This is a genomic window from Rahnella sp. ATs2, from assembly GCF_051851855.1.
Lineage (GTDB): Bacteria > Pseudomonadota > Gammaproteobacteria > Enterobacterales > Enterobacteriaceae > Rahnella > Rahnella variigena.
The window spans coordinates 24,804-48,697 of record NZ_JBLYPL010000006.1; the positions used below are offsets into that span (position 1 = coordinate 24,804).

A 23,894-nucleotide genomic window follows, 5' to 3' on the forward strand; every position below is an offset into this window, starting at 1 on the left:
TTTCTGCCCGCTGCCTTTCTTCTCATTCTTATTTCAGAAAAATTTGCTGTTGCTCGCACTTCATTGCCTTTCACTTTGCCAAATGTAAATACATAGTTAAAACTGAGTTATCAGGTCTGACCTCTTAAGACCCTATTTTTTCTCAGGAGCTTGTATGAATAAAGTCATTCCACTGGTGACACGTGAAGGCGATCGCATTGCGATTGTCGATGGTTTGCGTACGCCGTTTGCCAAACAGGCCACCGCCTATCACGGCATTCCCGCCGTAGACCTCGGCAAAATAGTGGTCAGTGAGTTACTGGCGAAAAGTGGGATCGACCCGAAGGTCATCGATCAGCTGGTATTCGGGCAAGTCGTGCAGATGCCGGAAGCACCAAATATTGCGCGCGAAATCGTCCTCGGCACCGGCATGAATGTATCGACTGACGCCTACAGCGTTTCTCGTGCCTGCGCCACCAGTTTTCAGGCGGTCGCCAACGTCGCGGAAAGCATTATGAGCGGCACGATCAGCATCGGGATTGCAGGCGGAGCCGATTCGTCTTCGGTTCTGCCGATTGGCGTCAGCAAACGTCTCGCCCGCGCCTTGGTGGACGTCAATAAAGCGCGCACGTTGTCGCAGCGTCTGTCCATTTTCAGCAAACTTAAACTGCGCGACCTGATGCCGGTGCCGCCTGCTGTGGCTGAATATTCCACCGGCCTGCGCATGGGCGATACTGCGGAACAGATGGCGAAAAGTCATAATATTTCCCGCGAACAACAGGACGAACTCGCGCACCGTTCTCACACGCTGGCGGCACAGGCGTGGGAGCAGGGCTATCTGAATTCTCAGGTGATGGCCGCGCAGGTTCCGCCTTACCGTGAAGTGCTGCAAAAAGACAACAACATCCGCCTGAATTCTGAAATCGTGCAATACGCAAAATTGCGTCCGGCGTTTGATCGCAAACACGGCACCGTGACGGCCGCGACCAGTACGCCGCTGACCGACGGCGCGGCCGCGGTACTGATGATGAGCGAATCGCGGGCGCGTGAACTCGGTCTGCAGCCTCTCGGTTATCTGAAAAGTTTTGCTTTTGCCGCCATCGATGTGTGGGAAGACATGCTGCTTGGTCCGGCTTATGCCACGCCGCTGGCGCTGGATCGTGCCGGTCTGACGCTCGGTGATCTTGACCTGATTGATATGCACGAAGCATTTGCCGCGCAGACCCTGGCGAATATCAAAATGTTAGCCAGTGATGAATTTGCCCGTGAGAAACTTGGCCGCAGTCAGGCAGTTGGCGAAATAGACTGGGATAAATTTAACGTTCTGGGCGGATCACTGGCTTACGGCCATCCTTTTGCCGCGACTGGCGCACGAATGATCACCCAGACTTTGCATGAATTACGCCGTCGTGGCGGAAAATACGGGCTGACGACGGCCTGTGCCGCCGGTGGCTTAGGCGCAGCAATGATTCTGGAGGCAGCGCAATGAGGGATAATATGGAAAACCCAAACATTCCGGAAATCACTCCGGCAGAACCGGTTTCTGCTTTTTCACTGATGTTCACCGCGGAGCACGTCGGAATTATCACCATCGATGTTCCCGGCGAAAAGGTGAATACCTTAAAGGCTGAATTCGCTCAACAAATTTGTACCATTCTGCAAAAAGCCCAGCAATATCCCAGTCTGAAGGGGCTGGTGCTGGTTTCCGGTAAATCCGACTCATTTATTGCCGGTGCGGATATCACCATGATATCGGGTTGTAAGAGCGCCGATGAGGCCAGCAATCTGGCGCGAAAAGGGCAGACGGTAATGTCACAGATCGCTTCGTTTCCGGTGCCCGTTGTTGCGGCCATCCACGGTGCCTGTCTGGGCGGCGGACTGGAACTGGCGCTGGCGTGCCATTCACGCGTCTGTTCCCTCGATGATAAAACGCAGCTCGGCCTGCCGGAAGTGCAGCTTGGCCTGCTGCCCGGCTCCGGCGGCACACAGCGTCTTCCGCGCTTAATCGGTGCGCCGAAAGCACTGGATATGATGTTAACCGGTCGCAGCATTCGCGCGAAACAGGCGCTGAGAATGGGACTGGTGGATGACGCGGTACCTTATTCAATTTTGCTGCAAACGGCACTTGAGCGCGTGGCGAAAGGGCGTCAGTCACGTCCGCCATTGCCGTGGCAGGCGCGGCTGGCGGGTGGCCCGTTGGGCAAAAGTGTGCTGTTCCATTTTGTGCGCAAACAAACCCGCGCCAAAACGCATGGCAATTATCCGGCGACTGAAAAGATTATTGATGTGGTGAAAACCGGCCTCGATCAGGGCAGCGGCAATGGCTATCAGGCTGAAGCGAAAGCCTTTGGCGAACTGGTCATGACGCCGGAATCGGCGGCATTGCGCGGCCTGTTTTTCGCATCCACTGCGCTGAAAAAAGAAAAAGGTGGCGACGCCGAACCCTTGCCGGTACGCCGCGTGGGCATTCTCGGTGGTGGCCTGATGGGCGGTGGGATCGCCAACGTGACTGCCACCAAAGCCGGACTGCCGGTGCGCATCAAAGATATTAATCAGGAAGGTATCCGTCATGCGCTGAAATACAGCTGGGATTTGCTGGAGAAAAAGGTGCGCAGCCGCAGGCTGACCCGTAACGAACAGCAACGCCAGATGATGCTGATTTCCGGCACCACCGATTACAGTGGTTTTGCGCAGATTGATATCGTGGTGGAAGCGGTGTTTGAGGATTTGTCTCTCAAACAGTCGATGGTGGCGGAAATCGAGAATAACGCCGCTCCGCGCACAATATTTGCTTCAAACACGTCTTCACTGCCTATCCATAAGATTGCAGAGCAGGCCAGCCGGCCTGAGCAGGTGATCGGCCTGCACTATTTTAGTCCGGTGGATAAGATGCCGCTGGTGGAAGTGATACCCCATGCAGGAACCAGTGCGCAGACGATTTCGACCACAGTTTCCCTGGCGAAGAAACAGGGGAAAACCGCGATTGTGGTCGGCGACAGCGCCGGATTCTACGTAAACCGTATTCTTGCGCCGTACATCAATGAAGCTGCCCGCTGTTTGCTGGCGGGCGAACCTGTCGATCACATTGATAAAGCGTTGGTGAATTTTGGTTTCCCCGTCGGCCCGATACAGTTGCTGGATGAAGTGGGTATTGATGTCGGCACCAAAATCGGTCCGATTCTGGTGGATGCATTTGGTGAGCGTTTTGCTGCGCCATCAGGTTTTGATGCTGTGCTGAAAGACGATCGCAAAGGGCGTAAGAACGGCAAAGGTTTCTATCTCTACGGGCAAAAAGGCCGGACGGCGAAAAAGAAACAGGTCGATCCTGCGATTTACCGGCTGCTGAATGTCACGCCGAAAGCGCAGCAGTCAGAAGAAGAGATCGCGCAGCGCTGTGTGATGCTGATGCTCAACGAAGCGGTACGCTGTCTGGATGAGCAGGTGATCCGCAGTGCGCGGGATGGTGACCTGGGTGCGGTGTTCGGCATTGGCTTCCCGCCATTCCGTGGTGGTCCGTTCCGTTACATCGATACACTCGGTGCAGCGAACGTGGTGAAAACGCTTGATCAGCTGGCGCAACGCTATGGCGAGCATTTCCGGCCATGCGAAGGGCTGGTGCGCAGGGCTGAGCAGGGCGAGCCCTGTTTTTTGACAGACGGCCCGGCAGACGGCACCGGCGAAAAGGTCAGCAAAGTGTGACAGCTGTCACTGCTTATTACTGAGTTTCGCGGGAATCTGGAATAGATCCTGCTTGTGGCCAGCCGAAGGCCTGCGGGATCTTTTTTATGGTGAGACTGACTTTGTACAGAAACAATCCCAAACGATTGATCTACAACCCGAGTGGTTAAATAATCGCCTGAACAGTTTACAAGCAGTAAGTGTTGGTGTAAAAAACAGCGTTTTCTTTACGTGAACTTTCAGGCAAAATGCCCGACCGCTGATACTTACCATGCAAAGCATGTGGGCACAGCCGGTTAAGTGGATGTACTGCCTTACAGCTATCTTGTAATGAGAAAGGTCATTTGAAACATGATGAAAAACAGCTGGGCAATGGGTAATACAGCACGCACGGCGTTTCTGTATAGCGCTATTTTTGTTAACAAAAGCGGTGCAATATGCAAGTTGTAATTATGCGTCACGGTGATGCAGTTCTCGAAGCTGCAAGCGACTCAGTTCGCCCGTTAAGCGAATGCGGATGTGACGAATCAGTACATATGGCGGCCTGGCTGAATGGTCGTGGCGTTAAAATTGATCGTGTTCTGGTCAGTCCGTATCTGCGTGCGCAGCAGACGCTTGAAAAAGTTCGCCAGTGTCTGTCTCTGCCTGAAAACGTAGAAATTGATATTCTCAAGGAACTGACGCCGGGCGGTGATCCTGCTCTGGTCGCCAGTGAACTGCAACATCTGGCGCTGACCGGCGTCAGTGCCGTGCTGGTGGTGTCTCACCTGCCGCTGGTCGGTTATCTGGTTGCAGAACTCTGTCCTGGCGTTTGCCCGCCGATGTTCGCCACGTCAGCCATGGCCAGCATCGAGTTAAACGGTGAAACCGGGCAGGGCAGCTTTGACTGGCAGTTTAGCCCATGCCAGGTGATGGCCAAAGTATAATCCCCGTCATACTTCGCATTACAGATGCGTTGGCTGTGCTCACTTACCCCGGTCACATAGTTATCTATGCTCCCGGGGATGCTTTCACTTGCCGCCTTGCTGCATTCCGAATTATTTAGGGGATCTGTTCTGAGACAGACAGTTCAGCGACAGACAAAAGAAAGGCACAGCTTTGGCTGTGCCTTTCTCGTTTCTGAAGGTGGGGATGGGTCAGCTGATTTTGTCGTCCAGTTCCACCAGCACCAGCAGGGCGGCGGTGCCACCGAGTTCTTTCGGCGCCTGGTGGAAGGCTTCGACGTCAGGATGCTGCGCCAGCCATAGCGGGGTTTGTTGCTTGAGAATATGTTTGCCGTGACCGTGCATCACGCAGGCGCAATGGACGTGCTCGCGGCGGCAGGCGGCGATCAGCGCACCTAATTCCTGCTTGGCTTCTTTCTGCGTTAAGCCGTGTAAATCGAGGAACAGCTCGGGCGAATAATCCCCGCGGCGTAATTTTTTCAATTCAAAATGACTGACGTCTGGCCGGATATGGCGAACCGGACCTTCTTCCTGCAACATCGGCTGGAATTCATCAGAAAAATAATAACTCGCGTCCACCTGCTCCTGAATCAGCTTTTTAGGTGACAGTTCTGCCACTTTTTTTCGCGGCGGGCGGTGCGTAATTGTATCGTTTTTCAGGCGCTTGACGCCCGGTACAGCCTCGCGGAATAACGCCGTTTCTTCCGGGCTGAGCAGGTGCTTTTTCTTCATCATTTCATCGTCATTTTCGCTCAATCCACACAGTGTACCTTCCGTCGCCCTGCGGTTTAAAGAAAACTCAGGGTTAAATTCTTCGAGACATCGCGCAAGTGCGTTGACTAGCTGCTGATTTGTGGCGGGCTTCGTGGCAAACTATGCGGCAAATAATGGGTTAAACGTCTGTTAAAAACCCGTGCACTGCCTGGAGAATAAAATTGGACAAAATTTTCGTCGACGAAGCTGTCAGTGAACTGCATACCATTCAGGATATGCTGCGCTGGACCGTCAGCCGCCTGAACGCGGCCAATGTCTATTACGGTCACGGCACCGATAACCCGTGGGACGAAGCAGTGCAGCTGGTTTTGCCAAGCGTGTTTTTGCCGCTCGACATTCCTGAAGATATGCACACCGCGCGTCTGACTTCCAGCGAGCGCCACCGCATCGTTGAGCGCGTGATCCGCCGTGTTAACGAACGCGTACCGGTCGCTTATCTGACCAATAAAGCCTGGTTCTGCGACATGGAGTTTTATGTCGATGAACGCGTGCTGGTGCCGCGTTCGCCGATTGGTGAACTTATCAACAACCGCTTTGCCGGGATCCTGCAGGATAAACCGCAGCACATTCTCGATATGTGTACCGGCAGCGGCTGTATCGCTATCGCCTGCGCTTACGCGTTCCCGGAAACCGAAGTGGATGCGGTAGATATTTCTGCCGACGCGCTGGCAGTGGCCGAGCGCAATATCGACACGCACGGCATCGAGAACTGGGTGACCCCAATTCGCTCTGACCTGTTCCGCGAATTGCCTGCGTTGCAGTACGACCTGATTGTGACCAATCCGCCGTATGTGGATGAAGAAGATATGTCTGACCTGCCGCAGGAATATCGCCACGAGCCTGTACTGGGTCTGGCTTCCGGCAGCGATGGCCTGAAACTCACCCGCCGCATTCTGTCCTGTGCGCCGGATTACCTGACCGATAACGGCGTGCTGGTATGCGAAGTGGGCAACAGCATGGTGCATCTGATGGACCAGTATCCTGATATTCCGTTCACCTGGCTGGAATTTGAAAACGGTGGCGACGGCGTATTCATGCTGACCAGGCAGCAGCTGATAGATTGCGCTGAACATTTCAAAGCGTACCGCGACTGATCAAAAAATTGCGATTGATCGACTAAAAAATAATGGCCGGTTCATCACCGGTCATTCAGAAAACAATCAACATAATGGTTAAGGAGCCGTGATGGCAGGGAACAGTATTGGGCAGTTTTTCCGCGTCACTACTTTTGGCGAATCCCACGGTGTGGCACTGGGCTGTATTATTGACGGCGTGCCGCCGGGTATTGCGCTGACCGAAGCAGACCTGCAACACGATCTCGACCGTCGTCGTCCGGGCACCTCGCGTTACACCACGCAGCGCCGCGAAGCCGATGAAGTAAAAATTCTTTCCGGCGTTTTTGAAGGCGTGACCACCGGCACCAGCATCGGTCTGATTATCCAGAATACCGATCAGCGTTCTCAGGATTACAGCGCGATCAAAGACGTGTTCCGTCCGGGACATGCGGATTACACCTACGAACAAAAATACGGCGTGCGCGATTATCGAGGCGGCGGTCGTTCTTCTGCCCGTGAAACCGCGATGCGTGTTGCTGCTGGCGCGGTTGCCAAGAAATATCTGCTGGAAAAATTTGGCGTTAAAGTGCGCGGTTATATGTCCCAGATGGGCGATATCACCTGTGAACTGAAAGACTGGGATTTGGTCGAAACCAACCCATTCTTCTGTCCGGATGAAAGCAAGCTCGAAGCGCTGGATGAACTGATGCGTGCGCTGAAAAAAGAAGGCGATTCCATCGGCGCTAAAATCACCGTCGTGGCAGATCACGTGCCGGTCGGTCTTGGCGAGCCGGTGTTTGACCGTCTGGATGCCGATCTGGCGCACGCGCTGATGAGCATCAATGCGGTGAAAGGCGTGGAAATCGGTGACGGCTTTGCGGTGGTGAATAAACGCGGCAGTGAAAACCGTGATGAAATCACACCGAACGGTTTCGAAAGCAACCACGCGGGCGGCATTCTTGGCGGGATCAGCAGCGGTCAGCCGGTTGTTGCTCATCTTGCGCTGAAACCGACCTCCAGCATTACCGTTCCGGGACGCACGATCAACCGTGAAGGTGAGCAGGTCGAGATGATCACCAAAGGTCGTCATGATCCTTGCGTGGGTATCCGCGCGGTGCCAATTGCCGAAGCGATGATGGCGATCGTGCTGATGGATCACTTATTGCGTCAGCGCGCCCAGAATGGCGACGTTCATTCTTCCGTGCCACGCTGGTAATTCATTGATGAAAACCTTACGCACATTTGCAGCGATAAAAGCCGTCAGCGCCGGTCTTCTGGCGCTGGCGCTTTGCGCACCTGCGATGGCAGCAACGCCGTGGCAGAAAATCACCCACCCTGTCGCAGGCACGCCTGAAGCGATCGGCAGCTATGCCAATGGTTGTCAGGTTGGCGCTCAGCCATTGCCGCTGAACTCGCCGGCTTATCAGGTCATGCGCACCGATCAGCGCCGTTATTTCGGCCAGCCGGATTTACTGGCCTTTATTACCCGTCTCGGCACGCAGGCGCAGCAAAAAGGCCTGGGTACTATGCTGGTCGGTGATATGGCGATGCCAGCCGGTGGTCGTTTCAGCAGCGGTCACGCCAGCCATCAGTCAGGGCTGGATGTGGATATCTGGCTGCAACTGCCGCGCCAGCGCTGGAGCGAGCAGATGCTGCTCAAACCGCAGCCTATCGATCTGGTCAGTGCTAACGGTAAATCCATTGTGAAGAGCCAGTGGCAGCCACGGATTGAAACGCTGATCAAAATGGCCGCGCAGGATAAAGACGTCGTGCGGATCTTCGTCAATCCGGCCATCAAACAGCAATTATGTCTGGATGCCGGAACGGATCGTGAGTGGCTGCATAAAGTGCGTCCGTGGTTTGGTCATCGCGCGCACATGCACGTTCGCCTGCGTTGTCCGGTCGGTAATCTCGAGTGTGAGAATCAGGCACCGCCACCTCCGGGTGATGGGTGTGGCGCTGAGCTGCAAAGCTGGTTCCTGCCGCCGAAACCGGGCAGCGGAACTTCTGTGAAAAAAGAGCCGCCTCCGTTGCCGCCTTCATGTCAGGCGCTGCTGGATAAACACGTTCTTTAACAGGTTTCACTTACTCTTCGCCACGCATAGCGAGCTGACAGAAAAATGGACTGGTTGATTGTTGCCCCGTGGGTTTTAGTGGTTTTATTTTTCGTTGCACTGTTTGCCGGTTTCATTGATTCCATCGCGGGTGGTGGCGGGCTGATCAGCCTGCCAGCGCTGCTCGCGGCGGGGGTTCCGCCAGCTCAGGCGATTGCGACCAATAAGCTATCGTCTATAGGGGGATCCTTTTCTGCCAGCCTGTACTTTGTGCGACGTGGTGTGGTGGATCTTAACGATCAGAAGCTGAATATTGCCTGTACCTTTGCCGGTTCGGTGATTGGTGCGATCCTTATCCAGCACCTTCGCGCTGACATGTTGCGTCAGGTGCTACCGCTGCTGATCATCTGCATCGGTTTATATTTTTTACTGACGCCACGGCTGGGTGAAAGTGACCGGGCAAGACGCCTAAACGCATTGCCGTATGCGCTGGTGGGCGGCGGTTGTGTTGGTTTCTATGATGGTTTTTTTGGTCCCGGTGCCGGTTCTTTCTACGCGCTGGCCTTCGTGACGTTATGCGGGTTTAACCTGGCAAAAGCCACGGCACATGCGAAAGTCCTGAATTTCACTTCAAACCTGGGCGGCCTGATCTTCTTTATACTGGGCGGAAAAGTGATTTGGGTGCTGGGATTTGTCATGGCCGCCGGACAGTTTATCGGCGCACGACTGGGCGCACGTATGGTACTCAGTAAGGGGCAAAAGATGATCCGCCCGATGGTGGTCGCTGTTTCCGTCGTCATGAGCTGCAAGCTGATTTACGACAATCATGGTGCCGAAATTCATCAGTGGTTAAGCCTGCATTTATAATGTCCGGAGCAGCAGAATGCTTGCCCGAAGTCATGAAAACACGCGTTTAAACAGGGGTATATTGTCGCCCCTGATCTTACTTTAACGAGTTTCACTGCAATTATGTCTGATTCGACTGCAACACATAACTATCATCAATTGATCGACATTTTTGATTCCTGCTTTTTTGAGGAATTCAACGTTCGCTTAGTGAAAGGCGACGACGAACCGATCTATCTGCCTGCTGATGAACAAGAACCGTTTAACCGCATTGTGTTCGCACACGGTTATTACGCCAGCGGCATGCATGAAATTTCCCACTGGTGCGTGGCCGGTGCTGAGCGCCATAGACTGGTGGATTTCGGCTACTGGTATTGCCCGGACGGTCGTGACGCACAAACGCAAAGTGAATTTGAGAAAGTGGAAATCAAACCACAATCTTACGAATGGCTGTTCTGCGCGGCGGCGGGTTTTAATTTCAACGTCAGTTGTGACAACCTGAGCGGCGATTGCGAGCCGGACCGCGTGGGTTTCCAGAATAAAGTCCGTGAAGAAGTGTTGCGTATGCTGGAGCAGGGCATCCCTGAAAGACCGGCGCGCTTTATTAAAGCGTTACAATCGTTTTACAATACGGCCCCTTTGACGCCTGCAGATTTCCCTGCATTGCAGCCGATCGAATAAGAACTGAACACGAGAGGAAGAGTAATGATCGCAGAATTTGAAACGCGGATTTTAACGCTGATCGACGATATGGTCGAAAGCGCCAGCGACGATGAGTTATTTGCCAGTGGCTATCTGCGAGGCCACCTGACTGTCGCCGTGGCAGAAGCGGAAGAGAACGGTGAACACACCGCTGAAGCGTTGAAAATCCGTGTTCAGGATGGTCTGGACAAAGCCATCAGAGCCGGTGAACTTTCGCCGCGCGATCAGCTTCTGGTGCAGGGGATGTGGGAAAATCTGTATCAGGCATCTCTCCCTCAGTAATCTCTCTTCATTAAAAAAAAGCGCAGCGACGGATTAACCGGCTGCGCTTTTTTATTGTCTGAGAAGGGGCGGATTAATGCGATTCGACCGGGCGGCCTTTCAGCAGCTTTCTGACCCACATGCGGTTCGGGTTCAATGCTGCCAGCGTTTCGCTGTCCATAGGTATCGGTTCACCGGCAATCTGCGCGGCCAGTATTTCTGCACCCAGCGGCGCGGAACTTAGCCCGCGCGAGCCCAGCGCACCAAACAGGAACAAGTTTTCATAGACCGGCGCTTCTGCAATAGGGCGATGGCGCTTAACATCCAGATCCAGCTTTTTATAACTTTCCAGTAACGCATCGTAATCCGATACGGAGCCGATCATCGGCAGGTGATCCCGCGTCGCACAACGCACACCGTTACGCGCTTCACCTTCACTGACATCCACGTCATGCGGCCATTGCTGTTCCGGCAGACAGCTGATCAGACGCTGGCGGTTTTCCTGCTGATCGTCGTCGCGGTAATCCGTGCATTTGTCTGCGCGGTGATAGCTTGCACCGATGCAATGATGCTGATTTTGCGGGCTGACCGGCGTCATATAGCCGTCGTAACACAGCACCTGCTTCAGTTTGCTCAGCACCGGTGTGGTCGGAATATGCGAGACTTGACCGCTGACCGCGTAAACCGGCAGTTTTTCCGTCTGGCTGAAATCTGTAATGTCCGCGCCGTTCGCCAGTACGACAGCCTGATGACGGGTCGTATGGCCGCCGGCGAAGGTCAGCGTCCACTGCGAATCCGCGTCAGATTCTAATGCGGTCACGCGATGACCGTAATGCACGGTTAAGCCTTGTGTTTCGGCAAGTGAAATCAGTGAGGCGGTCAGTTCGGCCGGGCACAGCCAGGCGCCGAGCGGATAGGTGATGCCGCCGCTGCCGCACGGTAATCCGCACAACGCTTCTACGTCTTCTTCACTCAGTCCTTTTGCCAGTTCTTCCGGCCAGCCGCCTTTGAGGATCCCGTCGATTTTGCCCTGACTTTTTTCGTCATAACCGAGTTGCGTCACGCCGCTCCAGCCGTGATCGAAAGGCACATCCTGTTTTTCAAGCTGCGCATACTGACGGCGGGCGAAGGTGAAAGCGTGAGCAAAGAAGTTTTCCAGCGTATCACCACGACCATTGAGCAGTGGATAAACCGCGCCCTGACGGTTGCCGGAAGCGCCGAGTGCTGGTTTTTCATCGGCGCAATACAGCGTGACCGCGTATCCACGCCGAAGCAGCGCCAGCGATAACACGGCACTGGCAACACCGCCGCCTGACACCGCGAATTCTGTGGCATTTTTTGCTGCGGGACGCACATACCACGGCGCGGGATGCGGTACATCAATTTTTGCCGGTAGCACACCGGCTAACATATGCCGCTTTTCGCCGAATCCCGGCACCTTGCTGATGTCAAAACCTGCGTCCTGCAATCCGCGGCGCACGAAGCCGGCCACGGTAAATGTCGCGAAGGTACCTTGCGGGCGGGTCATTTTCGCCATCGAACGGAATAAGTCTTCGGTCCACATGTCGGGGTTTTTGGAAGGCGCGAAGCCGTCAAGAAACCAGGCATCGACCTGCTGATTCATACTGGTGTCACATGCGGGCAGCAGGGTAGTCACATCGCCGAACCACAGATCGAGCGTGACTCGTCCGCCCGCCAGCAGCAGGCGATGGCAGCCGGAAAAGGCCATCGGCCATTGTTCGCAAAGCTGTGCGGAATACACAGCGAGTTCGGGCCACTGCGTGTGTGCTGTCGCGAGATCACGGGCAGACAGCGGGAATTTTTCGTAGCTGATGAAATGCAGGCGTTGCAGCGTGGCGTCAGGGTTTTCGGCGTGAAACGCATCGAAGGCCTGCCACAGCGACAGAAAGTTCAAACCTGTGCCAAAACCGGTCTCCGCGATGATACACAGCGGGCGAGGGTGCGCGGCAAAACGCGCCGGAAAATGGTTGCCGTTGAGAAAAACATGACGGGTTTCCAGCAGGCCGTTCTGATTGGAAAAATAGACGTCATCAAAATGTCGGGAAACAGGTGTACCCTGTTCGTTCCAGCTTAATTCGGCGGGCGTGATCGGGTTATGGCTCACGTGAAACTCTCTCAGTTCAAGGCGATGCCGGAGTTTAACGCTGCGTTTGACCCTGCGCAAATTTACCACGATTTACACAAGGAATTGCTGATCGGACTTGTTCGGCGTACAACTGTACGCTAGAGTGCGTGACGAAATCCCAAATGGTGAATAGTACAAGAGGTATTAAATGAAACGTGCAGTGATTACTGGCCTGGGTATCATCTCGAGCATCGGTAACAACAAGCAGGAAGTTCTTGCATCTCTGCAGGAAGGTCGCTCTGGGATCACCTTCTCGCAAGAGCTGAAAGATGCCGGGATGCGTAGTCACGTCTGGGGTGATGTCAAATTAGACACCGCAGGCCTTATCGATCGTAAGATTGTGCGTTTCATGAGTGATGCCTCGATCTACGCTTACCTGTCCATGCAACAGGCGATTGAAGACTCCGGTCTGACTCCTGAAATGGTCTCCAACGAACGTACCGGCCTGATTGCAGGTTCCGGCGGCGGTTCACCACGCAACCAGGTTGCGGGTTCCGACGGTATGCGTGCCAAAGGCCTGCGCGGCGTTGGCCCATATATGGTGACCAAAGCGATGGCCTCCGGCGTTTCTGCCTGCCTCGCGACGCCGTTCAAAATTCGCGGTGTGAACTATTCCATCAGTTCTGCCTGCGCCACCTCTGCACACTGCATCGGTAACGCGGTAGAAATGATTCAGCTGGGCAAACAGGACGTTGTGTTTGCAGGCGGCGGTGAAGAACTGTGCTGGGAAATGGCGTGTGAATTCGACGCGATGGGCGCACTGTCCACCAGCTACAACGAAACACCAGACAAAGCTTCCCGTACCTACGACAAAGCGCGTGACGGTTTCGTTATCGCAGGCGGCGGCGGTATGGTTGTTGTCGAAGAGCTGGAACATGCTCTGGCACGTGGCGCACACATCTACGCAGAAATCGTTGGCTACGGCGCAACGTCTGACGGCGCAGACATGGTGGCTCCATCTGGCGAAGGCGCAGTGCGTTGCATGAAAATGGCAATGAACGGCGTGGATACCCCAATCGATTACGTTAACGTGCACGGAACTTCCACTCCGGTCGGCGACGTGAAAGAACTGGGTGCTATCCGTGAAGTGTTCGGCGATAAAACCCCGGCGCTGTCTTCTACCAAAGCCATGACCGGTCACTCTCTGGGTGCCGCTGGCGTTCAGGAAGCCATTTACACCTTGCTGATGGCTGAACACGGCTTCATCGCGCCAAGCATCAACATCGATAATCTCGATGAGCAGGCAGAAGGCATGGACATCATCACTAAACCGACTCAGCGCGAGCTGACGACAGTGATGTCTAACAGCTTCGGCTTCGGCGGCACCAACGCCACGCTGGTCATGCGTAAGCTGAAAAACGACAAATAATTCCCGTCGTTGATGTCTGAATAAAAGCCTGCTTCCGAGCGGGCTTTTTTACATCTGTCATCCTTCGAACCGCCTCTGCGTTGGCTTCGTTCATTCACCTCAGTCATTTACTTTTGTAAGCTCCTGAGGATTCATTTTCTCGCCGCCTTGATGCAACTCGAATGATTTTGGATATGTTTCTCAACAATTCAGGTACAATTTCGCCGCTTCTTATTTTCACCTTGTTGACATAATGCTCTCACTCAGACACCTCCATCATCGACATCTGCATGTTCCGGCCTGGCTCGGAATTGTGGCGATCCTGATGTTGTTTATTGCGCCGGTGATTTCCAAATCACTGGTGGCTGAGGGTGCGCAGCATATGATGATGCCCGGCATGATGATGTCCGATATGGACATGGATATGCCGGACGCAGAGATGGCTGACATGGCGTTGTCAGACCATCACGTCTCATCTATGGAACATTGTCAGAAGCAAACCTGTAAATCAGCGCCGCAGGATGCGGTGAAAGCGATGCTTTCCGGTGACATGAGCGATGCCGCGTGCGGTTATTGCGTGCTGCTGGTGCATTTACCGATGCTCGATTTACAGGCCATGCCGATGCTGTGGTCGCTGGATTTCTCCAGCCGTGCCCCACCGCGCGCTGTCATACAACGTCTGATCCCTTCACTGTTCTTCACGGATTCCCAACCCCGCGCACCACCTGTTTTTCTGTAACAGCCTCTGAATAATTTCTTTCAAGTTAACCGCGATTTTTATCGCTGTTGACGGCGTGCTATTTGAAATTCAGGAAATCAGATTTATGAATCAACCTGCAAACCTGCCTTCCGGCGCAGGTAAAAAAATGCCTGCGCAAGCGGCCTTTATGGCGTTGCTGCGCCGTGTGCATTTTTACATTGGCCTGTTCGTGGGCCCGTTCATTTTTGTCGCAGCACTGACCGGCACGTTATATGTGCTGACCCCTCAGTTCGAAAATTATCTCTACTCTGATGCGCTCTTTACGTCCTCACAGGGCGAACCACAGCCCCTTTCGCGACAGATTGATGCGGCGCTAAACGTAACCGGTCAGGATAAAAAGATTTATGCGGTCAGACCGGCACCGTCCGAGGGGGAAACGACGCGGGTGATGTTTTCTGATCCGCAACTCGGGGCATCCAAAAGCCGTGCGATTTTTATCGATCCCATCACGCTGGCGGTGAAAGGCGACATGACGGTGTACGGCACCAGCGGTATTTTGCCTTTCCGTACCTGGCTGGATGATTTACATCGTGGCCTGTTGCTGGGCGATGCAGGGCGCATTTACAGCGAACTCGCCGCTTCATGGCTGTGGGTTGCCGCGCTTGGCGGAGTCGTCCTCTGGCTGACCAGCCGCCGCAAATCCCGTACGCCGCGCAAGCTGAGTGAGAAAATCGAGAAACAGCAGCACAGCCGCCGCTGGCACAGCTCGCTCGGCCTGATATTACTGGCGGGCTTGCTGTTCTTCTCCGCTACCGGTCTGACGTGGTCACAATGGGCTGGAGACAATATTGGCGTACTGCGCGCTTATATGGGCTGGATGACGCCTGCCGTGAAAACCAGTCTGGATCCGCTGGCAGAGGCTGTACCGGCCGATGAACATGCGGAGCATCATGCGCAAATGGCAGACATGCCTGATATGCCGGGAATGAACATGTCAGAACACGCAATGCCTGCTGTGCCGCAGGCTGTCACAGTTTCGTCTCCGGCTTTTGATGCCGTTGTTCAGGCGGCGAGTGATTCGGGGATTGAGGCGCATAAAATCGAGATTCGCCCGGCTTATTCAGCCGGTAAAGCCTGGACGGTGACGGAAGTGGACCGCAGCTGGCCGACGCAGGTTGATGCGGTTTCAGTCGACCCCCGTTCGATGCAGATTGTCGATCACACCCGTTTTGCTGATTTTCCTTTGCTCGCCAAACTGACCCGCTGGGGTGTGGATGCGCATATGGGGATTCTCTTCGGTATCTGGAATCAGGCCATTCTGGTGATTTTTGGAATCGGGCTTTGCGTGATGATTGCCTGGGGATATCGTCTGTGGTGGTTGCGCAGAACGGTCAGTAATGACGGCAGTAATCCGGCTGTTACGCTGCTACAAACCTGGAGAACCGTGCCGTTCAGTCTGCAATGCCCGATTTTTGTCATCACTCTCGGGCTGGCGATTTCCCTGCCGGTGATAGGGGCGAGTCTGGTGATTTTTCTGCTGATAGATGTTTTCCGCTGGCAGAGAAACAGGCGTGCAGTGAAAGTCCGGTCTGCTGTCGGTTAAACCTGCGCGGACGTGACGTGACATAAACAATTTGCGGGACGTGCCGCAACATCATGACGGGGCTCTGTATGAGCCTCGTTTTTTTTGCGCGATGTCGCGGAGAAATCATTTTTGCAGTGGCAGAGGTTGGATTCTTCGGGTAACGTCAGCGCATCTTGTTCAGCGAAGAATAACCATGTTGATAGCGGCGTTTGGCACTGTATTGAAACCTTTTTTACGGGACAGATTTTTGCATCTGCTGATTGTGCTGGGTATCGCATTGACCCTGTTTCAGCCTGCAAAAATACTTCAGTTCCCGCAGTTTGTTGACTGGGACACCATCGTCACTTTGCTGGGATTACTGATGCTGACCAAAGGCGTTGAGGTCAGCGGTTATTTTGATTTTTTTGGCCGCAAGATGATCAACGCCATCGATAATGAACGCAGGCTGGCGCTGTTTCTGGTGATGGCGGCGGCGGTGCTCTCCACGTTTATGACCAACGATGTGGCGTTGTTTATCGTTATTCCGCTGACGATCACACTGAAAAAAATGACGTCGTTGCCGGTGACGCGGTTGATCATATTTGAAGCACTGGCGGTGAATGCCGGTTCGCTGCTCACACCGATAGGCAATCCGCAAAACATCCTGTTATGGAATAAGTCCGGTTTATCGTTTTTGCATTTCATCGGGCAGATGGCACCGCTGGCGTTGATCACGCTGGTTGCGCTGCTGGCGGTCACCTGGTTCTGTTTTCCTTCACACAGCCTGAAAAAGCTGGAGAGCAATCAGGGCTACCCGTTCCAGAAACGATTACTGGTTTGCTGCGTGGCGTTGTACGTAGTGTTTATCGCCTGTGTGGATCTGGGGCTGGCGCTGTATGGCTTGCTGGCGGTGGTTGTATGTTTCCTGCTGCTGGCACGCGGGGTTCTGCTGCGCATTGACTGGCCGCTGATTTTGGTTTTCATCGTGATGTTTATCGATGTGCGCCTGATTGTAGGCTTACCGGTTCTACAGCCAGCATTTGCGCAGATCCACGGCCTGCCGGATTACGCGCATTATCTGCTCAGCATCGGACTTTCTCAGGTGATCAGCAACGTACCGGCGACGATTTTGATGATCAACTATCTGCCTTCCGGCGCATTGCTGGCCTACGCCGTGAATGCGGGGGGGTTCGGGCTGGCGATCGGGTCGCTGGCAAATCTCATCGCGCTGCGCATGGCGAATGACAAAAAGATCTGGCTCAGATTTCACTATTATTCCTTCCCGTTCCTGCTATTCAGCGGTGTTGCGGGTTGGTTTTTGCTGGCGCTTTTCGCTAAATAACGGCCACTTTTAGCGAGGCCAGACGGTTTACGGCAGCGGTGATTTCAGCAGGCGTTAATGCTGAAAACCCCAGCAGCCAGCCGTCCTGGTGCTGGCCGGTATTACCGAAAAATAACGGTGAAAGACGCGGTGTTTCAATGCCAGCCCGCGCGGCAAGTTCGCTGAAATACTGTTCCTGTCCGGCAGGAAGACGGGCAGCGAGTTGTAATCCGCCCGCCGCTATTTGCGGACGGAGCCATTCAACTTTCTGCCTGATTTGGTCAAGCAGATGATCACGGCGGCTGTGATAAAGCTGGCGGGTGAAACGCAGATGCGAGGCGAAATGTCCGGCCTGCATAAATTCCGCAGTAACGGCCTGCATCAGCTGCGAAGAATGACCGTCATTCACCGTGCGCAGTGTCACCATTGGCGCAACGAGGGCCGGCGGTAATACGACGTAGGCCAGCCGCAAAGACGGGAATAAAACTTTTGAGAAAGTGCCGAGATAAATGACCTGCTGATGCTTATCCAGCCCCTGCATGGCAGGCAATGGTCGCCCGTCGTAATGCAATTCGCTGTCGTAATCGTCTTCTATAATCCAGCTGGCGTGACGTTTTGCATAATCGAGCAGGTGCAGACGCCGTGGCAAACTCAGACTTACACCCGTCGGATAATGATGCGACGGCGTCAGATAGATCAGGCGCGGTACGGGTAAATCTGGTTCCGTCGCCATTCCCTGACCATCAACAGGAATAGCGCGAATGTCGGCTCCTGCGCTGGCAAAGGCGTTTCGTGCGCCTAAGTATCCGGGTTGTTCCAGCCAGACAGTATCACCTGGATCGACAAGCAACATGGCCAGCAGCTGGAGCGCCTGCTGCGAACTGGTGGTAATGAGGATTTGTTCAGGGCTGCACAAAACGCCCCGCGATTGCTGCAGATAGCTGGCGACCGCCTCACGCAGAGGCTGATACCCCTGCGGATCGCCATACCCCAGTAACCGTTCGCCCTGCGCCCGTAACTGTCTGGCGGTGATTTGCTTCCAGATCTTCAGCGGAAAAGCACGCAGATCAGGGGAACCGGCGGCGAAAGGAACCGGTGACAGCGGATCACGGCATCCGCCGGTAGCCACCATGTTGTGTCCCCGTGCTGAAAGCCTTGAAAGCCCCGAAGTGGCGGTTTTGTTTTTGCGCGACACGCGAGTTTCCGGCAGCGATGCGCTGACGAAAGTGCCCCTGCCGGTCTGACGTTGTAAATATCCCTCGGCTTCAACTTGTGCATAAGCGGCTTCCACGGTGACGCGTGACAGTTTGAGGTCGGCCGCCAGCATCCGGGAAGAGGGCAGACGTGCTCCTCCAGCCAAAGCGCCGGTATTTATTGCCTGACGCAACGCTGCACACAGCCTGTCCCGTAAACCCGCGGTGGTACCTGACGCTGTGGCTGCCGTGTTTTCGAAAAGCGTAATCAGTGCGGATGGCAGAGGGGACGCGGGCATAATCGGTCTTATTGTTGATCAGGAATTGGCATTAATCATAAGACCAAAAACAGCGATGATGGAACTGTTTTTAGTCCCATCACCTTATGAGGAAGCGTTTATGCAACAAGAGTCTTATGTTTTGGGTTTTGCACCCCCGTCGCCGGAAATCAGCGCGGCTTATCTGTTGTCGAAACTCAGTTTTTATACCGATGCTGCTGATGTCGCTGCGGATTTGCAAAATGAAGTCAGCGGGATTGTGGTTATTGATACCCGTTCTGCTGAACATTATGCGCGCTGTCATGTACCGGGTGCGGTCAGCTTTCCGCATAAACTGATGACGGCAGAAAGCACCCGCGAACTCAGTAAAGAGCAGGTGTATGTGACGTATTGCGACGGGATCGGATGCAACGGTTCAACACAGGGCGCGTACAAACTGGCGACGCTGGGATTCAGGGTGAAGGAAATGATTGGCGGGCTGGATTTTTGGATCCGCGATCAGCACCCGCTGGCGACAGGCGAAGAACGCGGAAACTATTCAAAGGCACAGGCCCCTGATGATTGCGGCTGCGTTTAAAACACGATCCACAGCAGGATCACGACGACCACGAACGCAATAAACAGCAGCGGTTTGCCGCCAATCGCCTGCATGGAAGGCGGCAACATAGCGATCAGCGGATTCATGATCGGCTGCGGATCGGTGCGCGAAACGGTCGTGAATACATCGTCGGTCTCGTCCGCACGCGGTGAACGATCAACACGCTGGCTGAACAGCACACCGATCAGGTCGCTGATCTGCGCCTGATTGAGCGGTGTAGACAACGTCGCACTGAAGCGGTTATCGGCATATTCGGTCAGCTGATGGATTTCATGCGTACTGGCCGGTTGCTTGAGCACGCTGAGCAGCGTGGTCAGCGTCGGGGCCGTGGTCTGCTGGCTGAGTGAGGCTTTCACCTGCAAGAACTGGCTCAGCACCTGGAAATGTTTTGCCGGGATAGGTTCACCGACTTTAACGCCCACCAGTGTAAACAGCGTTTGCCAGACTTTGACCGGTGCTTCGCCGGTCGCTGCACTGAGACGGGTTACCAGCTGCTGCAGGCTGTTGTGCTCGGCAGGCAGTAAAGGACGGTCTGTGACCGGCGTCTGCTGCGGTTGCGGGATATTCATCTGACGGGTCTGGATCAGGTCCAGCACCTGTTGCAGCTGCGAATGCGTCAGCTGGCTCAGTACGGTGTGCCCGAAATTCTGGCGGATAAAATCACTGACTGCCTGACGGTTATTGCCCTGCGGCAACAGTTCGGTCAGTTGCACCATCAGCTGGCGCGAGGCGTGGCTGTCCTGCGCCTGAGTCAGCTTTCCCTGTAACAGGCTTTCAGCCTGCGGGAACTGCTGTGAGGTGATTTCTGCGCCATGCGGCAGCGAAAGCTCGTGGCGCAGGCTGGCCCAGATTTCAGCGGATTTGACCGGCATCAGTGCCATGAGCTTGACGATCAGTTTTTCCAGCGTCGTGCGCTGTACCGGTGTTAATGGCAGCTCAGCGCCTGTTTTTGCAGGAACGGTTTGACCCTGTGGTTGTGTTCTGTTGTCGCCAACCGGCATACCCGGGCCGCTCAAAGGTTGCATATCACCGTCCTTCGCTGGAAATTAAAAACGTCACTTAAACTTAAGGTTAATAAACTCAGGTTAAAAGTAACAAGTACGGCGCAGAGCGCGGAAGCGCCTCATCATACCTGCAAAGTGTTTTCACCGACACCGTGAAAAGCTGACTGGCGGAGATTCCTGAAGATATTGTTGCTTAAAACAGCGGGCGAAAACGTATTGCGGGGCGCGAAAGCGAAAAGCAGAAAGAAACGCCATCCTTTTTCCGGATGGCGCAATGGTTTAACCGAGGTCTTTTTGTGTCGCAGGTGGCTTGCGGGAGTAAAGCGGTTTACGTAAACGCTGCGCGAGGATCACACCGGCAAGCGTGATACCACCGCCGATCAGATGATAGCTGTGCAGCTGTTCGTGCAGGAACAGCACGGCGATCACCGCCGTGAAAATTGGCGACAGGTTCATGAAAATAGACGCTTTATTGGCACCAAGTCGGATAACGCCCTGGATCCACAGGAAAGGAGCAATAATCGACGCCGGGATCCCGGCGAACAGCACCAGCGGAATATTATGTGCGTTCAGGCTGACATCACTGGCGAGCAGGAAGTTGGGCAACAGCAGCAACACGCCGAAAATGATCTGCACATACAACGATTGCCAGTTCGGCAGCGGTATCGCCCAGCGCTTGGTTAATACGCCGTACAACGCATAAGACGCAGACGCGGCGAACATCATCAGTTCTCCCTTGCCGATGCCGTGCTGCAACAGCTGCGATGGATCACCCGCACTCACCAGCCACAATAAGCCGCCGAGTGAAATAATACTGCCCAGTGCGACGCCGACGGTAGGGACGATGCGCAGCACCACCAGACCAATCAGCACGGTCAGCAATGGGATCAGCGAATTGAGGATCCCCATAAACAGCGCGCTGACGCTGTGGGCGGCGTAATACGCCAGACTCTGGTACAGCACCATACCCAGCAGACCGAGGATCAGCAGTTTCCACCAGTATTGTTTTACCGCTTGCAGGTTACGCAGCAGGCCGGGCAGCACAAATGGGGTCAGCGTTAATAAAGCCAGCAGCCAGCGGTAGAACGAAATGGCCGCCGGATCGATCGCGGAAGCCGAGGCTTTACTCACCACCGCATTCAGCGACCAGATGAGTACAGCAAAAAGAGGAAACAGCGCATTCATTGATTATTATCCCTGAGTAAATCGTCACGCTAGTGTACGGTTGTCTTATTTCTTCGATATAACGATAATCAGACAACACATCGCGCAATTCAGACAACCCTCGCGCGTGTCACAGACAAAAGGTTTTTATGCTTTCTCCCCGTACAGCGCCTCCCCGTTATTATCCGCCACTGCCCGAGAAAATGCCGGTCACGCTGCTTTTTCGCGGCGAGATTGTGGAAGGGAATTCCGAATATGTGCGTCATTCACATCCGTGGAGCCAGATTATTTGCGTGAAATCCGGCGTTCTCGCCATGCTGGTCAACGGCCAGCGCTATCTGGCTCCGCGTGAATTCGCCATCTGGGTACCTGCCGGGGTTGAGCATTCAAGCTATAACCGCAAGACCACGCGTTTTTGTGCCATCGATATTGCGCCGGAACTCGATACGGATTTGCCCGCTGAGCCTTGCCTGCTGACACCGACGGCCATTTTTAATGCCATTGCCGATGATTGTTTCTCGCGAAATATGACCGAGCCGCAAACTGAAGCGGACCTGCGCATGTGCCGCGTTTTGCTGGATCAAATCAGTCTGGCACCGCGACAAAATACCTATTTACCGACGTCTGAAAATAAGCTGCTGGCACCGGTTCTGAATGCGCTGGAGAAAAACCCGGCGGATAATACGTCGCTGGCGCAGTGGGCAAAGCAGGTCTATACCACCGAACGCACTCTCTCGCGGCGCTGTCAGCAGGAACTGGGGATGAGCTTTGCACAGTGGCGTCAGCGGTTGCGTTTTCTGCATTCGATCTCTCTGCTCGAGCAGGGTAAAACGGTGCACGACGTCTCGCTCGATCTGGGTTACAGCTCGTCTTCGGCGTTTATCGCCATGTTCCAGCAGATTTCCGGCACGACGCCGCAGCGTTTTCGTAACGACAGGTAAAGCTGTGCCCTGAAAGTTGGGATCTGCCCCCGTATCGTGGCAAAATCAATGCCCTCTTTATTTTCTATTCTTTCTTTAGGCCATGCTGCCGGAGACAAACGTGAAAATCCTGGTTGATGAAAATATGCCGTATGCCGTCGAGCTTTTTAGCCGACTGGGGAACGTGCAGGCCGTTCCTGGTCGTCCCATCCCGCAAGATGCCCTGAATGATGCCGATGCGCTGATGGTGCGTTCTGTGACGAAAGTGAACGAGAGTTTGCTGGCGGGAAAACCGGTGAAATTTGTGGGGACCGCCACCGCGGGCACCGATCACGTTGATGATGCATGGCTGGCCAGCGCCGGGATTGGTTTCTCTGCGGCGCCGGGCTGTAATGCCATTGCCGTTGTGGAATATGTTTTCTCATCTTTGCTGATCCTTGCCCAGCGCGACGGTTTCCAGCTGCGCGACAAAACGGTCGGAATTATCGGCGTCGGTAACGTGGGATCACGCCTGAATGCCCGCCTCGAAGCGCTGGGTGTGCGCACGTTATTGTGCGATCCGCCGCGTGCTGACCGTGGCGATGCCGGTGAGTTCTGGCCGCTGGAAAAACTGGTGGCAGAAGCGGATATCCTGACTTTCCATACGCCGCTGAATATGTCCGGCCCTTATGCGACGCATCATCTGGTGGATGCGGATTTGCTGGCGCGTCTGCCCGCGGATCGCATTCTGATCAACGCCTGTCGCGGCGAAGTGGTGGATAACGCGGCACTGCTCGATGCGCTGAGCGGCAATAAAAAACTGACCGCCGTGCTGGATGTCTGGGAACCTGAACCAGATTTATCGCTGGCGCTGCTGGATAAAGTCGCCATTGGCACCGCTCATATTGCCGGTTACAGCCTGGAAGGCAAAGCGCGCGGCACCACGCAGGTGTTTGAAGCATTCAGCCAGTTTATCGGTCAGCCACAAACCGTGCCGCTGGAATCCTTACTTCCGGCGCCGGAATTTGCCGAAGTGACGCTGAGTGGCGCACTGAGCGAAGCCAAACTGCTGCGTCTTATTCACTTAGTGTATGATGTGCGCCGCGATGACCGGCCTTTGCGCCGTGTCGCCGGGAAACCGGGTGAATTCGACAAGCTGCGTAAGTTCTATGAAGAACGTCGTGAGTGGTCATCTTTACGGGTGATTTGCGACGATGCAGCCACCGCTGATGTGCTGAAAAAACTGGGTTTCAACAGCCAGTTAGGTTGAGTTGAGCGACGACTTAACGCAGCCTTACGCTTTTTCATCTGCAGTGATGCGATAAATATTTTGAATAGCCGGGCGGTGAATATTCATCGCCCCTTTGTATTTTGTACTTTTATTTC

General features: G+C 54.4%; 21 protein-coding genes. 16 read left to right on the forward strand and 5 right to left on the reverse strand.

The window, feature by feature from the left end; translation table 11 throughout:
- Positions 1 to 154: 154 nt before the first annotated feature.
- The 3 genes from fadI to sixA all read left to right on the forward strand — a co-directional run bounded on the left by fadI (position 155) and on the right by sixA (position 4,583).
- Entirely contained in the window at positions 155 to 1,468 is a 1,314-nt protein-coding gene (gene fadI, locus ACJY2G_RS07425) for an acetyl-CoA C-acyltransferase FadI (protein ID WP_430319289.1), read from the forward strand.
- Entirely contained in the window at positions 1,465 to 3,678 is a 2,214-nt protein-coding gene (gene fadJ, locus ACJY2G_RS07430; RefSeq protein WP_430319288.1) for a fatty acid oxidation complex subunit alpha FadJ, read from the forward strand. The genes fadI and fadJ overlap by 4 nt, the downstream gene beginning before the upstream one ends.
- A 416-nt stretch (positions 3,679 to 4,094) precedes the next feature.
- Complete coding sequence (gene sixA / locus ACJY2G_RS07435; RefSeq protein ID WP_112287128.1) at positions 4,095 to 4,583, forward strand: phosphohistidine phosphatase SixA; 489 nt, start codon at positions 4,095 to 4,097, stop codon at positions 4,581 to 4,583.
- Positions 4,584 to 4,793: 210 nt separating this feature from the next.
- Here the strand turns inward: sixA and smrB are convergent, their stop codons facing one another.
- Positions 4,794 to 5,333: an endonuclease SmrB gene (smrB, locus tag ACJY2G_RS07440; protein WP_120162104.1), complete on the reverse strand. Its 540-nt coding sequence runs from the start codon at positions 5,331 to 5,333 to the stop codon at positions 4,794 to 4,796.
- A 203-nt stretch (positions 5,334 to 5,536) separates the two neighbouring features.
- Between smrB and prmB the strand changes: the two genes are divergently transcribed.
- The 6 genes from prmB to ACJY2G_RS07470 all read left to right on the forward strand — a co-directional run bounded on the left by prmB (position 5,537) and on the right by ACJY2G_RS07470 (position 10,314).
- Complete coding sequence (gene prmB, locus ACJY2G_RS07445; protein WP_113877013.1) at positions 5,537 to 6,469, forward strand: 50S ribosomal protein L3 N(5)-glutamine methyltransferase; 933 nt, start codon at positions 5,537 to 5,539, stop codon at positions 6,467 to 6,469.
- Between the two features lie 91 nt (positions 6,470 to 6,560).
- A complete protein-coding gene (aroC, locus tag ACJY2G_RS07450) occupies positions 6,561 to 7,646 on the forward strand; it encodes a chorismate synthase (protein ID WP_112287126.1) in 1,086 nt (361 codons plus the stop codon).
- Positions 7,647 to 7,731: 85 nt separating this feature from the next.
- Positions 7,732 to 8,505, forward strand: coding sequence for a penicillin-insensitive murein endopeptidase (gene mepA, locus ACJY2G_RS07455; RefSeq protein WP_369920529.1), 774 nt, complete (start codon positions 7,732 to 7,734; stop codon positions 8,503 to 8,505).
- Positions 8,506 to 8,550: 45 nt separating this feature from the next.
- Positions 8,551 to 9,351 carry a sulfite exporter TauE/SafE family protein gene (locus ACJY2G_RS07460; protein ID WP_112287124.1) on the forward strand — a complete coding sequence of 267 codons (801 nt, stop codon included), beginning with the start codon at positions 8,551 to 8,553 and terminating at the stop codon, positions 9,349 to 9,351.
- A 102-nt stretch (positions 9,352 to 9,453) separates the two neighbouring features.
- Positions 9,454 to 10,011, forward strand: a complete 558-nt coding sequence (locus ACJY2G_RS07465) for an elongation factor P hydroxylase (RefSeq protein ID WP_430319286.1) — start codon at positions 9,454 to 9,456, stop codon at positions 10,009 to 10,011.
- A gap of 24 nt (positions 10,012 to 10,035) precedes the next feature.
- Entirely contained in the window at positions 10,036 to 10,314 is a 279-nt protein-coding gene (locus ACJY2G_RS07470; protein WP_112287122.1) for a YfcL family protein, read from the forward strand.
- 73 nt (positions 10,315 to 10,387) lie between these two features.
- Here the strand turns inward: ACJY2G_RS07470 and mnmC are convergent, their stop codons facing one another.
- Positions 10,388 to 12,418 carry a bifunctional tRNA (5-methylaminomethyl-2-thiouridine)(34)-methyltransferase MnmD/FAD-dependent 5-carboxymethylaminomethyl-2-thiouridine(34) oxidoreductase MnmC gene (gene mnmC, locus ACJY2G_RS07475; RefSeq protein WP_430319285.1) on the reverse strand — a complete coding sequence of 677 codons (2,031 nt, stop codon included), beginning with the start codon at positions 12,416 to 12,418 and terminating at the stop codon, positions 10,388 to 10,390.
- Positions 12,419 to 12,587: 169 nt separating this feature from the next.
- On the opposite strand from mnmC, the gene fabB reads away from it, so the two are divergent.
- The 4 genes from fabB (at position 12,588) to ACJY2G_RS07495 (ending at position 17,393) form a co-directional block, all read left to right on the forward strand.
- A complete protein-coding gene (fabB, locus tag ACJY2G_RS07480; protein WP_112287120.1) occupies positions 12,588 to 13,808 on the forward strand; it encodes a beta-ketoacyl-ACP synthase I in 1,221 nt (406 codons plus the stop codon).
- A gap of 232 nt (positions 13,809 to 14,040) precedes the next feature.
- Positions 14,041 to 14,526 carry a DUF2946 domain-containing protein gene (locus tag ACJY2G_RS07485; protein WP_113877018.1) on the forward strand — a complete coding sequence of 162 codons (486 nt, stop codon included), beginning with the start codon at positions 14,041 to 14,043 and terminating at the stop codon, positions 14,524 to 14,526.
- An 85-nt stretch (positions 14,527 to 14,611) separates the two neighbouring features.
- A complete protein-coding gene (locus ACJY2G_RS07490; RefSeq protein ID WP_439291603.1) occupies positions 14,612 to 16,090 on the forward strand; it encodes a PepSY-associated TM helix domain-containing protein in 1,479 nt (492 codons plus the stop codon).
- A gap of 175 nt (positions 16,091 to 16,265) precedes the next feature.
- Positions 16,266 to 17,393 (forward strand): SLC13 family permease, encoded by a 1,128-nt coding sequence (locus tag ACJY2G_RS07495; protein ID WP_430319282.1) that lies wholly within the window; start codon positions 16,266 to 16,268, stop codon positions 17,391 to 17,393.
- Here the strand turns inward: ACJY2G_RS07495 and ACJY2G_RS07500 are convergent.
- Entirely contained in the window at positions 17,386 to 18,864 is a 1,479-nt protein-coding gene (locus ACJY2G_RS07500) for a PLP-dependent aminotransferase family protein (protein ID WP_430319281.1), read from the reverse strand. The two genes, ACJY2G_RS07495 and ACJY2G_RS07500, sit on opposite strands and share 8 nt — an antisense overlap.
- A 100-nt stretch (positions 18,865 to 18,964) precedes the next feature.
- Here ACJY2G_RS07500 and ACJY2G_RS07505 point away from each other — a divergent pair, with 100 nt between their 5' ends.
- Positions 18,965 to 19,420: a rhodanese-like domain-containing protein gene (locus tag ACJY2G_RS07505; RefSeq protein ID WP_439291604.1), complete on the forward strand. Its 456-nt coding sequence runs from the start codon at positions 18,965 to 18,967 to the stop codon at positions 19,418 to 19,420.
- On the opposite strand, the gene flk is transcribed toward ACJY2G_RS07505, so the two are convergent.
- Both flk and ACJY2G_RS07515 read right to left on the reverse strand, forming a co-directional pair.
- On the reverse strand, positions 19,417 to 20,466 hold the full coding sequence (gene flk, locus ACJY2G_RS07510; RefSeq protein ID WP_430319279.1) for a flagella biosynthesis regulator Flk: 1,050 nt from the start codon (positions 20,464 to 20,466) through the stop codon (positions 19,417 to 19,419). The two genes, ACJY2G_RS07505 and flk, sit on opposite strands and share 4 nt — an antisense overlap.
- 258 nt (positions 20,467 to 20,724) lie before the next feature.
- The gene (locus ACJY2G_RS07515; protein WP_129639059.1) at positions 20,725 to 21,630 is read right to left on the reverse strand and encodes a DMT family transporter; all 906 of its coding nucleotides are present in this window, start codon (positions 21,628 to 21,630) and stop codon (positions 20,725 to 20,727) included.
- A 128-nt stretch (positions 21,631 to 21,758) separates the two neighbouring features.
- On the opposite strand from ACJY2G_RS07515, the gene ACJY2G_RS07520 reads away from it, so the two are divergent.
- Positions 21,759 to 22,550 carry an AraC family transcriptional regulator gene (locus ACJY2G_RS07520; protein ID WP_112287112.1) on the forward strand — a complete coding sequence of 264 codons (792 nt, stop codon included), beginning with the start codon at positions 21,759 to 21,761 and terminating at the stop codon, positions 22,548 to 22,550.
- 100 nt (positions 22,551 to 22,650) lie between these two features.
- The gene (gene pdxB, locus ACJY2G_RS07525; RefSeq protein WP_113877024.1) at positions 22,651 to 23,778 is read left to right on the forward strand and encodes a 4-phosphoerythronate dehydrogenase PdxB; all 1,128 of its coding nucleotides are present in this window, start codon (positions 22,651 to 22,653) and stop codon (positions 23,776 to 23,778) included.
- Positions 23,779 to 23,894: the final 116 nt, after the last annotated feature.